Source organism: Halomonas litopenaei (genome assembly GCF_003045775.1).
In the GTDB taxonomy this organism is placed as follows: Bacteria; Pseudomonadota; Gammaproteobacteria; order Pseudomonadales; family Halomonadaceae; genus Halomonas; species Halomonas litopenaei.
Map to the genome: position 1 here is coordinate 79,152 of NZ_PXNS01000015.1, position 14,495 is coordinate 93,646.

General features: G+C 60.5%; 3 protein-coding genes. 1 reads left to right on the top strand and 2 read right to left on the bottom strand.

Features of this window, described 5'->3' with window-relative positions; translation table 11 throughout:
• Window positions 1–1,192: 1,192 nt before the first annotated feature.
• Together C6W88_RS21705 and C6W88_RS21710 are read right to left on the bottom strand one after the other, a co-directional pair.
• Window positions 1,193–1,795, bottom strand: coding sequence for a hypothetical protein (locus C6W88_RS21705; RefSeq protein WP_181248679.1), 603 nt, complete (start codon window positions 1,793–1,795; stop codon window positions 1,193–1,195).
• A 606-nt stretch (window positions 1,796–2,401) separates the two neighbouring features.
• On the bottom strand, window positions 2,402–3,010 hold the full coding sequence (locus tag C6W88_RS21710; RefSeq protein ID WP_181248678.1) for a hypothetical protein: 609 nt from the start codon (window positions 3,008–3,010) through the stop codon (window positions 2,402–2,404).
• 345 nt (window positions 3,011–3,355) lie between these two features.
• Here C6W88_RS21710 and C6W88_RS18950 point away from each other — a divergent pair, with 345 nt between their 5' ends.
• A complete protein-coding gene (locus C6W88_RS18950; protein WP_181248677.1) occupies window positions 3,356–14,494 on the top strand; it encodes a cadherin-like domain-containing protein in 11,139 nt (3,712 codons plus the stop codon).
• Window position 14,495 lies beyond the last annotated feature (1 nt).

Genomic DNA, 14,495 nt, shown 5'->3' on the forward strand with positions numbered 1-14,495 from the left:
TCAGTTTTTCAATATTAAAGGTAGGGCGGGAGGCGGTTCAGGGATTGCCGTGACAGAAGTCGCATTCTTCGGCAGGATCGACAGTGACGGAGACGGCGTCGCTGATTCTGCTGACCTGGATAGCGACAACGATGGTATCACCGACAACATCGAGGCCCAGTCCTCCAAGGGGTATGTGGCGCCCAGCGGTATCGACAAGGACAAGGATGGCCTGGATGACGCCTACGATGCTGCCACCGCCAATGCCTCCGCTACGGCCAGCAAGGGCCTGGCGCCGGTCGATACCGATGGCGACAGCACGACAGACTACCTCGACAGCGATTCCGACGACGACGGCAAGCAGGATATCGCCGAGCGCGACGCCGGGGCATGGTCCATCACAAGTGAAACCGATACCGATGGTGACGGTCTGCTCGACATCTTCGAGGGAGCGGATGCCAATGATGGCTATGACGCCAACGACGAGCTGATCAAGGACGGGAACTTTACCCTTTCCGATAGTGACAACGACGTCAGCGCGGATGGCTCAGACGCGGTGCCGAACGTAGCTGACTTTGACTATCGTGATAGCGCTCGCCTCGACCCGGATGGTGATGGCATCGATAATAGCGTCGATATCGATGATGATAACGATGGGATTATCGACGATAACGAGTATGACTTTAGTCGACCAAACCTGGTGGAGAATGGCGGATTTTCCGGAGGGGATTCCTCCGGTTGGTATTTCAGCGGCTCAGACCTTGTTGATAACAATACTTCAAAGCCTAGTTGGGTTAATAGTGCAAAAAACTCATCGCTGAGCGGGGGGCTTTTTGATGAGATCAGCCCTGGTGAGAACGGTGGGAATCATAGTTTGGTAAATGCAGCGGACCACAGCGAGTCACTTGTCTACAAGTTCGGCAAGGAGTTGGCGGCAGGTGACTATCGATACAGCTTCGATCTCTCAAAAACGTATTCGCGTGGTTCGGATAGATATAATGTATTTATCTGGGATTTTGATGCTGGGAAGCGCGTCAAGACGCTTGCGTACGGCCTTATCGGCGATCTTCCTGGAAGCGGTATTTTCAAGACGTTTAGCGGTGTGTTTGATCTGAGCAAGGCCGGCAACTATGGCATCGTAATGGTGGTTGATCAGGACGGGGACGGAGGAAACGGTGACTACGCCATGGACCGGGTGGCGTTTCAATATATTTCAAAGGATACCGATGGTGATGGTATCTGCGATGACAAGGATATCGACAGCGACAACGATGGCATCACCGATAACGTCGAGGCGCAGACGACCCAGGATTATATAAAACCTTCTGGCACCGATGTCGACAAGGACGGACTCGATGACGCCTACGACAAGGACACCAGCAATACCTCCGCTACGGCCAGCAAGGGGCTGACGCCGGTCGATACCGATAGGGACACCACGGCAGACTACCTCGATCGTGACTCCGACGACGATGGTAAGTTGGATATCGCCGAGCGTGATGATGGGGCCTCTTCCATTACGGATGCGACCGACACCGATCATGATGGCCTGTTGGATATCTTCGAGGGAACGAACGCCAACGATGGCTATGATGCAAACGATGAAAATGTCACGGAGAATGGTTTTACGCTGGCTGATTCCGACGACGATCTGCCGGCGGATGGCGACGGAGCACAACCACTTGTTGTCGATTTTGACTATCGGGAAAATGCTGTCTTGGATCGTGACGGCGATGGTATCATCGATACGGTTGATATCGATCAGGATAACGACGGCATCATTGATGTTACCGAAGGAAAAGATACCTCTGTACAAGAACAAATCGACACGACCGATATCGCCAACGACAAGATACCGGATCTTGACTTTAACGGCACAAAGGTAGAGGTGACCTCAAATACCACCGAGGGTAGCCTCAGCTATGGTCAAGAAGCCGGAGCGGTAAACTTTGACTATTCCGCGGATAATGTTGCAACGGTCAGTCTTGCAACAGATACCTTTGTGGACTTCGTCATCGACAGCAAGAACGTACCTAGTAGCAGACAGTTTGATAGGTATGACCAGCTTACCGTATCGAGCCCCGGTGCCTATATCGTGGTCTACGATCCCAACAATGTCCTGAATGTCGCTCAGGGGGTTTATCTCAACTCGCTCACATTCAGCATGAGAGGATTGGGGAACCTGTACGGACTGTCGTGGTCAGTAAGGGTCGTTGATGTAAAAACGGTGACCCTGAGCATGGGGTGGCATCCTGACTACAATGTGGCTGCCAATGTAGGGTCATGTGTCAGGATTGGTATCGGTGGTGTGGCGAAGGACACCGACCGTGACAATATCGCCGATCACCTGGATATCGACAGTGATAATGATGGCATCACCGACAATGTCGAGGCGCAGACGACCCTGGATTACATAAAGCCTTCAGGCACCGATGTCGACAAGGACGGACTCGATGACGCCTACGACAAGGACACCAGCAATACCTCCGCTACGGCCAGCAAGGGGCTGACGCCGGTCGATACCGATGGCGACAGCACGGCAGACTATCTCGATCGCGACTCCGACAACGATGGCATGCCGGATATTGCCGAACGCGATGATGGCGCCTGGGCCATCACGGATGCTACCGACACCGATCATGATGGCCTGCTGGATATCTTCGAGGGAACGAATGCCAACGATGGCTATGATGCCAACGATGACAACCTTGTTGACGGCAACTTTGCGCTCTCTGACAGCGACAACGACGTTGCGGCCGACGGCAGCGACGCTTCGCCCCCCGGTTCCGACCTGGATTATCGGGATAGCCAGATTGATACTGATGGTGACGGAATCGCAGATAGCTTGGACATCGATGACGACAATGATGGAATCCTTGATATCAATGAGTGGGGTGAGGGTGTCGCGGGAAATTGGATAGGAACAGACTACTGGGACAACTCTTCCATCAAGGTGGATGGCGGCGAAATCGTCGTGGGTGAAGCCGGGGATGTATTCGACGGTGATGATTCGAGTAGCGATTACATACATATCGATACAGGAGGCAGGAAAGGGGAGCTTGATCCGCCGATAGTGATATCTGTCTCTGTAGTAGATTCCTTGTCGAATTCTGGTTTGACGGTCGATCAATTTTATATTGCCAATGATCGCGGTGTTGTTGGTGATGGGATAAGGTCGGCTACTATCAGGGTGTATGGGAAGGATGGGCTGCTGGGCGAGGAAGTTTTAGCCAATATTGGTTGTGATAACACGAGTACGCACGATATTTATAACTTTAGTCACGTGTATCGCGGCGTTCTCCGGTTTGAAGTTGTTATCACGAGTACCCATGAAACAGGACCCTCGATAGCGGGGTATAAGCTTCAGCTAAGGGAATTGGGGCTCGCCAGTTCCGGCAATCATGCGGCTTACAGGGACAGTGATAAAGACGGTGTCTTTGATCACCTGGATATCGACAGCGACAATGATGGCATCACCGACAATGTCGAGTCGCAGACGACCCAGGATTATATAAAGCCCACTGGCACCGATGTCGACAAGGACGGACTCGATGACGCCTACGACAAGGACACCAGCAATACCACCGCTACGGCCAGCAAGGGGCTGACGCCGGTCGATACCGATGGCGACAGCACAGTAGACTACCTCGACAGTGACTCCGACAACGACGGCAAGCTGGATATCGCCGAGCGCGACGATGGCGCAACGTCGGTCAGTGACAGCACCGATACCGACGGCGACGGGCTCCTCGACATCTTCGAGGGATCGGACGCCAACGATGGCTTTGATGCCAATGATGAGAACCTTGTTGACGGCAACTTTGCGCTCTCTGACAGCGACGATGATATCGCAGCAGATGGCAGCGACGCCTCACCCCCCGGTTTCGACCTGGACTATCGCGACAGCATCGGTCCGCCGACGGCGGTAGAAGACGCCGGGAAGACCAATGAGGACGTGGCGCTGGTGGTCGCCAAGGATAAGGGCTTGTTGACCAACGATACCCTGGCGGGGGCCACCGAAATCGCCTCGGCGGCCATCGACACCGACGGCGACGGCGTGGCCGATACCGCCCTGGTGCTGGGGCTGGCCAATACCGTCAAGGACAGTGACGGCAATGTCATCGGCAAGCTGACGCTGGCCAAGGATGGCTCCTACCGGTTCGATCCGGTGGCGAACTTCTTCGGTGCACTGCCGATCATCAGCTACACCCTGAAGGGATCCGGAGGCTACGCCAGTTCGACGCTCACGATTACGGTAACCGCCGTCAATGATGCCCCTGTGGTCACCAACGACAAGGGCGATGCCAAGGAAGACGAGACGCTGAGTGTCGACGTGAGCGAAGGACTTCTGGCCAATGACAGCGATGTGGAAGGGGATAGTCTGGTCGTCTCCGGTTTCAGCGTGGCCGGCGTCACCGGCAGCTTCACCGCGGGTGAGACCGCCAGCATCCCCGGCAAGGGGACGCTAACGCTCAACGCAGATGGCTCCTACAGCTTTACTCCGGCGCCCAACTACCACGGCAGTGTCCCGGAGATCACCTACACCGTCAGCGACGGCAAGGGCGGGACCTCCAGCGGGTCCCTGACCATTACGGTTGCCTCGGTGGAAGACAGCGTGTCACTTGGCGGCCTCGGGGATGGCAGCGACGGCAGCGATGGCAGCGTCAACGAATCGGCCTTGACCGGGGGCTCTGCCGCCGGCGGCAGTGGTAGTGTGCACACGGGCTCCTTTACCCTGGGGCCTGCCTCGAGCCTCGACAGCCTGACCATCGGTGTCACGATGATAACCCGGGCACAGCTGGAGGCCAGTGGCACCACCGCGATCACCATCACGGGTAGCTACGGTGAGCTGTCGATTAACGGCTATGACAGCGATACCGGGGTCGTGTCCTACCGCTACGTGCTGTCGTCGGTCGCCGATCATCGGTCGGATCCGGTTCTGGACAGCTTTACCATCGGCACCACCGACAGCGATGGCGACGAGACCTACAACGCAGGCACGCTGGCCATCCTGGTGGTCGATGACGTATCGACCGCCAAGGCAGACCAGGGCAGCGTCGACGAGGACGCCAGCGGCGGCAGTTCGCTGACGGGCAATGTCGTTTCCAATGACACCCTGGGGGCCGATGGGGCCGCCGACAGCGGTGCACTCAGCGCGGTCGGCAAGGGCGAGGCTGCGCCTTCGGGGGGTGTGGGCAGCAGCATTGCCGGTGACTACGGTAGCCTGGTGATGGACGCCAGTGGCAAGTACCTCTACACCCTGGACAACGCCAACGCTACGGTCAACGGCCTGCAGAAGGGGCAAACCCTCACCGAGACCTTTACCTATCAGATCACCGACGCTGACGGCGATACCAGCACGGCGACCCTGACCATCACCATCAAGGGCGCCAACGACGCCCCGACAGCGGAGGATATCACCGCCAAGTGTGCAGAGGACGGCGAGACCACGGGCACCATCGTCGGCGAGGACCCTGATGGTGACTCCTTGAGCTTTACCCTTGATGCTCAGCCCGAGGGGGGAACCGTCACCCTCGACGAGGACACCGGCGCCTTCACCTTCGTGCCGGACGCCAACGTCAACGGCGACATCACCTTCAGCGTCACGGTGGATGACGGCCACAGCGGCAAGACCCAGGTAGAGGTGACGGTCAAGGTTAGTGCGGTCAATGATGTGCCGGTCGCGTCAGACGACAGCGCCAGCACAGCGGAGGACACCCCCTTGATCGTTGGCAAGGACGAGGGCGTGCTGAGTAATGACAGTGATATCGATGGCGATGCCTTGTCGGTGGCAAGCTTCAGCGTCGAGGGGCTGACGGGCACTTTCACGGCGGGGGAAACCGCCACCATTGCCGGGGTGGGGACCCTGACCTTGAACGCCGATGGTTCCTACCGCTTCGATCCCGCGCTCAACTACCATGGCAGCGTACCCAAGGTGACCTATGTGCTCAGCGACGGGCACGTCAGCGACACCGCCACCCTCAGCATCACGGTCGATTCGGTCGACGATAGCGTGTCGGTGGGCGGGCTCGGTGATGGCGGGGACGGCGTCGACGGAGAGGTCAAGGAGTCAGGGTTGGTCGATGCCGACGGCACAGGACTGACCCACGACGGCACCTTTACGCTGGGTCCGGCGGACAGCCTGGCGAGCTTTACCCTGGGTGGTTCAACCATAACGCTGGCCCAGCTCGAGGCCAGTGCCACGACGCCGATCAAGGTGACCGGCAGCCACGGGATCCTGACGATCAAGGGCTATGATCGCCAGACCGGGACGCTGAGCTATCGCTACACCCTGACCTCCGCCGCCGACCACTCAAGTGGTGCGGTGAAGGACAGCTTTGCCATCGATGTGACCGATGTCGAGGGAGATATCACCAAGGGTATCGGTACCCTGTCGATCCGCATCACCGATGATGCGCCGTCGGCCACCGCCGATACCGGTTCGGTGACCGAGGACGGCGCCGCCTCCACAGGCAACGTTCTGAGCAACGACCGGCAGGGCGCCGATGGCAGCAAGGTGTCAAAGGTGGGTGTTGCCGAATCCATCGATGGGGGAAGCGTCGGCAGCGCCCTTGTGGGCAGCTTCGGCACCCTGACACTCAACGCCGATGGCAGCTATGTCTATGCGCTGGACAACACCAACGCCATGGTCAATGCCCTGCAGCAGGGCGAGACCCTGACCGAAACCTACAGCTACCAGATCATCGACGCCGACGGCGATACCAGCACCGCCACCCTGACCATCACCATCAAGGGGGCCAACGATGCACCGACCGCGTCGGTCGACGCCTTGACCACATCGGAAGATACGCCGGTGGACGGCAGCATCGTGGCCGAGGACGTGGATGGCGATAACCTGTCCTTTGATCTGGTCGCCCAGCCGGAAGGCGGTACCGTCAGCCTGAGTGAGGATGGCAGTTTTACCTTCATTCCCGACGCCAACGTCAATGGTGACATTACCTTCAGCGTAACCGTCTCCGACGGCAACGGAGGCACCGTCACTGTCGAGGTCAGCGTCACGGTGACGCCGGTCAATGACGCCCCGACGGTGGTGGATGACAAGGCCGAGACCAACGAAGACACGACACTCGAGGTCGCCAAGGACAAGGGCGTACTGGCCAACGATACTGATGTGGAAGGCGATAGCCTGAGCGTCAGCGGCTTCAGTGTCGAGGGCATGACGGGCAGCTTCAAGGCGGGCGAAACCGCCACCATTGCCGGGGTGGGGACCCTGACCCTGAACGCCGACGGTTCCTATACCTTCGTGCCGGCGACCAACTACAACGGCAGCGTGCCGAAGGTCACCTACAGCGTCAGTGACGGTAATGGCGGGACCACCAGCGGTGCGCTGGCTATCACAGTCAAGCCGGTGGATGACGAGGTCAGCCTGGGCGGGCTTGGCGATGGCAACGATGGCAGTGACGGCAACGCCATGACCGACGGCTCTGTCAAGGAGTCGGGCCTGACCGGTGGCTCGGATGTGGCGGGCGGCGGGATATCCCACAGCGGCAGCTTCACGCTGGGGCCCGCCGATAGTCTGGCAAGCCTGTCCATTGGCACTACATCGATTACTCGGGCGCAACTGGAAGCCAGCGCCACCACCCCGATCAAGATCAACGGCACCCATGGTCTGCTGACCATTACCGGCTACGACCAGAAGACCGGTATCGTCAGCTACACCTTCACGCTGACCACCAATGCCAGCCATGGCGATGGTGCGGTCCACGAAAGCTTCGTCATTGGGGTGACCGACGTCGAAGGAGATGTCACCGCCAATGCGGGCACTCTGACCATCGCCGTCATCGACGATGCACCGGTGGCCAAGGCCGATACCGGTCAGGCCGTGGAGGACGGTGGCAACATCAGCGGCTCGGTCATTGGCAACGACCTGGCAGGAGCCGATGGCGCCCCCAGCAAGGGGCTGGTCAACGCGGTGGGCAGCGGTGAGGCGTCGCCGAGCGGCGGTGTCGGCAGCAGCGTCGCCGGCAGTTACGGTAGCCTGATCCTGGATGCCAACGGCAACTACCTCTACAAACTCGATAGCACGAACAGTGAGGTGAACGCGCTGGCGGTGGGGGCGAACCTGACCGAGGTCTTTATCTATCAGATCATCGATGCCGATGGTGATACCAGTACAGCGACCCTGACCATCACCATCATGGGCGCGAACGATGCCCCTGTGGCCAGCGTGGATGCGATATCCACGCCTGAAGACACGCCGGTCGACGGCCAGATCACGGCCAGCGACGTGGATGGGGATTCGCTGTCCTTCGATCTGGTGGCCCAGCCGGACGGGGGCACGGTCACGCTCAATGAAAACGGCAGCTTCACCTTTACCCCCGACGCCAACGTCAACGGTGACGTCAGCTTCAGCGTTACGGTAGACGACGGTCACGGCGGTACCACCACGGTGGAAGTTACGGTGACGGTGACGCCGGTCAACGATACTCCTGTGGCCACCCCGGACACCAACAGCACGAGTGAAGACACCCCCCTTGTGGTGAACAAGGACAGTGGGGTACTGGCCAACGACAGCGATGTGGATGGTGACAGTCTCAGCGTCAGCGGCTTTACCATCGAGGGCGTGACGGGAACCTTCGAGCCGGGCGAGACGGTCGCCATCGAGGGCGTCGGCAAATTCACCTTGAACGCCGATGGGTCCTACCGCTTCGAGCCGGCGCTGAACTACCACGGTGACGTGCCCAAGATCAGCTACAGCGTCAGCGATGGTGCCGGCGGAACTACCACCGGAACGCTCCAGCTCAGCGTCGAGGCGGTCGACGACAAGGTCACCGTCGGTGGCCTGGGCGATGGTAGTGCTGACGGTGATGGTGCCAACGATGGACAGGTCAGCGAGTCAGGCCTGGCGGGGGGGACCGGTACCCTGGGTAGTGGCGTCTCCCATACCGGCAGCTTCACCCTGGGACCGGCGGACAGCCTCGCCAGTATCAGCCTTGGCGGAACCACCTTGACGCTTGACCAGCTGGTCAACAGTGCCGGTACGCCGATCAGGATCCAGGGTGGCCACGGCGAGCTGGTGATCAATGGCTACGACAGGGCCAGTGGCACGGTCCGCTATATCTATACCCTCACGGCACACGCCGACCATAGCCAGGGGCCTGTCAGTGACGATTTTGCGATCGCCGTCACCGACGTCGACGGTGACGTCACCGCGGATGCCGGTACCCTGTCGATCGCCATACTCGATGATGCACCGAAGGCCGTGAACGACGTCGACGACACGATCAACAAGCCGAATCAACCCAGCAGCATCGCCGATGGAAACGTCTTGACCGGCGACGGAGGCGACGATCCCGATGCCATGGACGGTGACGCCGATCTCCTGGGCGGTGACGGTGGCACGGTCAGTGCAGTGGGTGCAGGATCAGATGGGCCGTCGGCGTCCCATATCGGACAGGGGCTTCAGGGCGAATACGGCACCCTTGTCTTGAACGCCGACGGCAGCTACCGCTATGTACCCGATTTCGACTCGGACACGGTCAAGTGGCTGGCTGCCGGGCGACACGTTTCAGACACCTTTACCTACCAGATCACCGATCCTGACGGAGATACGGCCACCGCCACCCTGACCATCCGCATCTACGGCACGACGGCGGTGGTTGGCACGGAAGGGGGCGAGGTAGACGAAGCTCAACTCAACACGGATGGCGCCACCGGCACAGACCCTGGAGACTCGGGTGAGGTGATCTACGAAGGATCATTCTCGGTGGTGGACCGGGTGACGCAGCAGCTCGCAACCCTGACCATCGGTGGCACGAGCTTCACTCCGAGCGAGTTGGCGGCGTTGTCCGCCGACAACCCCTCGGTACGCATCGAGACCGATCACGGCTATTTCGAGATTATCGGCTACCAGCTAGGCGACGGCACCGACGTGCGGGAAAACACCGTGCTCTATCGGTTCGTGCTGACAGAAGCGGCTGAGCATGGTGGAGAGCGAGTGTTCGATAGCGTCGACGTGGTCATGACAGACCAACTTGAAAATTCGACCCGGGATTGCCCCAAGGCCTTGATGATCGAGATTCTCGACGATGCTCCCATCGCCGCCAAGGACAAGGTCAGCGTCGCCGAGGACGGCGATGCCGGCACCGGTAGTGTATTGACCAATGACCGCGAGGGCGCCGATGGAGACGTCACGGTGACGGCGACGGGCCCGGGCTCCAGCGTCAGCTCAGACGGTGTCGGTAGCGAGGTTGTCGGCAAATACGGCAGTCTGACCCTGGCCGCCGACGGCAGCTATACCTACACCCTGGACAACACCAATACGGAGGTCGATAGCCTCAAATCGGGTGGTTCGCTGACCGAGATATTCAGCTATCAGATCACCGACGCCGACGGCAGCACGTCCACCGCAACTCTGACCATCACCATCGAGGGGGCCAACGACGCGCCGACGGCCAGCGTCGATGCATTGACGACCCAGGAGGATACCCCGGTCAGCGGTACCATCGAGGCCAGTGACGTTGAAGGAGATGACCTCAGCTTCGATCTGGTCGCGCAGCCAGACGGGGGCAAGGTTACGCTCAACGACGATGGCACTTTCACCTTCACCCCCGACGACAACGTCAATGGCGATATCACCTTCAAGGTCACGGTTTCCGATGGCAATGGCGGTACCACCACTGTCGAGGTCACGGTCAAGGTGGAAGCGGTCAATGATGCGCCGAAGGTGACCGGCGAGACCGCCAGTACCCCCGAGGACACGCCGCTTGACTCGTCGAGCGACGACAGTCTGCCTAGTCTGCTCGACAACGACAGTGACATCGAGACCGATCACGACAGCCTGGTGGTCGTGGACGTTCGCGTCGACGGCATGAGCGAGAGCATCGATGTCGGTGAGACCGTCACCATCGATGGTGTCGGCAAGCTGACGGTGGAGGCCGATGGTGCCTGGCGATTCGAACCGGCACTCAACTACCACGGCAAGGTGCCAACGATCACCTACACCGTCAGCGATGGCGAGGGTGGGACCAGCACCGCCACCCTGGACATCACGGTCACGCCGGTGGACGACCAGGTCAACCTGGGCGGCCTGGGCGACGGGAACGATGGCGGCGAGGGAGGCAACATCAGTGATGGCTCCGTCAGCGAGGCCGGCCTGCCCGGGGGCAGCGATGAAGGTAACGGACTGAGCCATAGCGGCAGCTTTACCCTGGGGCCGGCGGACAGCCTGGCGAGCTTTACCCTGGGCAGTCGCAGCATCAGCCTTGCCGAGCTCGAGGCCAGCGCGTCGTCACCCATCGCGATCGAGGGCCGCTACGGCACCTTGACCATCGAAGGCTACGATCGCGCCACCGGTACGGTCAGCTACCGCTATCTGCTGACCTCAAACGCAGATCACGCCAACGAGCCGGTCAGCGACGACTTCATGATCAGCGTGACCGACGTGGAGGGTGAGGTCACCGCCAATGCCGGTACCCTGGCGATCAAGATCATCGATGACACCCCGAGTGCGACCGATGACAGCGGTACCGTCGACGAGGACGGTGCTGCCGGCGCCGGCAGCGTCTGGGCCAATGATCGTCCGGGTGCCGATGGTGCGGATGCCAATGGGGCGGTGGTTGCGGTTGGTGTTGAAGCCGGAAGTCTCGATGGGGCCACCGGCGTCCCGCTGGAAGGGAGCTACGGCAGCCTGATCCTCAACGCCGATGGCAGCTATAGCTATACGTTGGACAACACCAATAGTGATGTGGATGGACTCCAGGTCGGTGATACCTTGACTGAGACGTTCAGCTATCAGATCCGCGACGCCGACGGCGATCTCGCCACCGCCACCTTGACGATCACCATTCGTGGCGCCAACGACGCGCCGGAAGCTTCTGCGGAAAAGGTGACCGCCAGCGAGGATACTCCGGTGGATGGCAAGATCATCGCCACCGACGTCGATGACGATGAGCTCACCTTTAGTCTGGATGCGCAGCCTGAGGGTGGCACCGTTACCCTCGATGAGAAAGGTAACTTCACCTTTACACCGGATGCCAACTTCAACGGCGACACCAGCTTCACCGTCACCGTGACCGACCCTTCCGGTGCCACCGTCACGGTGGAGGTCGATGTCTCGGTGACACCGGTCAATGACGCGCCGTCCGCCAAGAACGACCAGGCCACGATCGCCGAGGACACGCCTCTGACGGTCGCCGCCGAAGACGGCCTGCTGGCCAACGATAGCGATATCGAGGGCGATAGCCTCAGTGTTACGGGCTTCAGTGTCGATGGTATCGAGGGAACCTTCCTGGCAGGGCAGACCGCCGTCATCGAAGGCGTCGGCGAGCTGACCATCAGCGCCAATGGCAGCTACCGTTTCGTGCCGGCGCTGAACTACAACGGCGAGGTGCCACTGGTCACCTACACCGTCAGTGACGATGGGGGCGCGACCTCCGACGCGAGCCTGAGCATTTCGGTCACGGCGGTGGACGACAAGGTGACTGTCGGTGGGCTGGGGGATGGAGGCGGTGAGCCAGGAGGGGGCGATTCAGCAGGCGACGCCACCACCGATGGGTCGGTTGACGAGGCCGGTCTGACAGGAGGCAGCCACGAGGGCTTGGGCCTGAGCCACAGTGGCACCTTTACCCTCGGACCAGCCGACAGTCTGTCCAGCCTGACCCTGGGGGGAAGCACCATCAGCCTGGATCAGCTCAAGGACTGTGGTAGCCATCCCATCGAGGTGACCGGCGATCACGGCACCCTGGTGCTGCGCTACTACGACCCCGCCACCGGAGAGGTGAGCTATACCTACCATCTGGCCTCGAGGGCCGATCACTCCGGCGGCGCGGTCAACGACAGCTTCGCCATCGGCGTCACCGACGTGGAGGGCGAGACCACCGACAACATTGGCACCCTGGCCATCGCCATCATCGACGATGGTCCTGGCACCGGCAATGACCGCGGTGAGGTGAGCGAGGAAGGCTCAGAGCCGGGAAGCGACTGCAGCGGTAATGTCCTCCTCAATGACCACTATGGTGTCGATGGCGTTGCGGTGGATGGCGGGGTCACGGCGGTGGGGTCAGGTCAGTCATCGCCCGAGGGCGGCGTTGGCGAGCCGGTGGAGGGCCGTTACGGTAGCCTGGTGCTGAACGCGGACGGCAGCTATTCCTATACGCTGGACAACAGCAACCCCGTGGTGGACGCGCTCAAACCGGGGCAGACGCTCACCGAGACCTTCAGCTACACCATCACCGACAGCGATGGCAGTGTTTCCACCGCGACGCTGACGATCAGCGTTCTCGGCGCCAACGACGCCCCTGTCGCCAGCGTGGATCCCATCGTCACCACCGAGGATACCCCGGTCGAGGGGCGCGTCGTCGCCACCGACGTGGACAATGACGACCTGACCTTCCGTCTCGACCATCAACCGGACGGCGGCAGCGTCACGCTCAATGAGGATGGCACCTTCACCTTTGTGCCCGACCCCGACGTCAGTGGCGATATCAGCTTCAGCGTGACCGTGACCGACGCCAGCGGTGCCACCACTACCGTTGTAGTCACCGTCTCGGTTGAGCCGGTCAATGACGCCCCTGTGGCCAGTGCCGATCCTATCGTCACCGGTAGCGGTGAAGCCGCCTCTGGTCAGGTGGTGGCATCGGACGTTGAGGGGGATGATCTCACCTTCGCGCTGGATGACGGTCCTCGACACGGTCAGCTTACCCTGAACCCGGATGGATCCTTCGTCTATGTGCCGGAAGCAGGATTCTTCGGCAGCGACAGCTTTGTCGTCGCGGTGTCGGACGGGCAGGGAGGTGTAACCTACGTGACCGTCTCGGTGACGGTGGAGCCCCTCGATAGCTTCTATATCGGTGACCGTGCGCCCGAAGTCTCGTCGCAGGATGTCGAGTCGGATGCTGAAGGGCCCTTGATGCATGCCGATGGCATGGTCGATGAGGTGGTCAATCAGTACGGAGGCCTTGGTGGCCTTGCCGATCTGTCTGCCGATGGGGCAGTAAGAGCGGCGGTACACGGTATTTCGGCGCTGACCGACGCCGAAATGGAGGTGGCAAACAAGGATCAGCCGAGAGAATCCAGTGCCTGGAACTCCTCGATGCTGCACGAGGCCAGGTCGCTGGCTCATCCCGGTGAGGTGCGAGCGACGTCGTGGGCAAGCAGCGATGGCCGAGCGACGCTGGAGGCTCTGGTCGAGAACGAGCGGGCGTGGCTCAAGCTGCCGGAAGGGCAACGCGACATCAAGGTGTCGTTACCCGGGGGCCGAGCCTTGCCGGACTGGATCCAGCGTCCCTCGATCGGTCAGCTGCTGATCGAACGGCCGGCGGCGCTGGAAAAGGTGACGCTGGATATCGATAGCCGAGGCAGTGAAGGGAAAGCGCATCACTATCGCCTGGTGCTGGACCTGGACAAGGTCCGGCTGGACGTGAGTGAAAGTGAGCCATCGTCCCCTGTTGCCGCGCAAGGGTTCAGCGAGCAACTCAGTCGGGCCCATCACCGGACGAATGACCTGAACCCGAATCTGCTTGAGGCGCTGGCGCTGCTGACCGAGCACGATTGAC

Bases quoted from the DNA above. Each gene is read 5' to 3' on its own strand.
- C6W88_RS21710 (WP_181248678.1), bottom strand. From the start codon at position 3,010: ATGTATGTAATCGCTACTCGAATCATCACCGTCGAATACATCCCCGGC.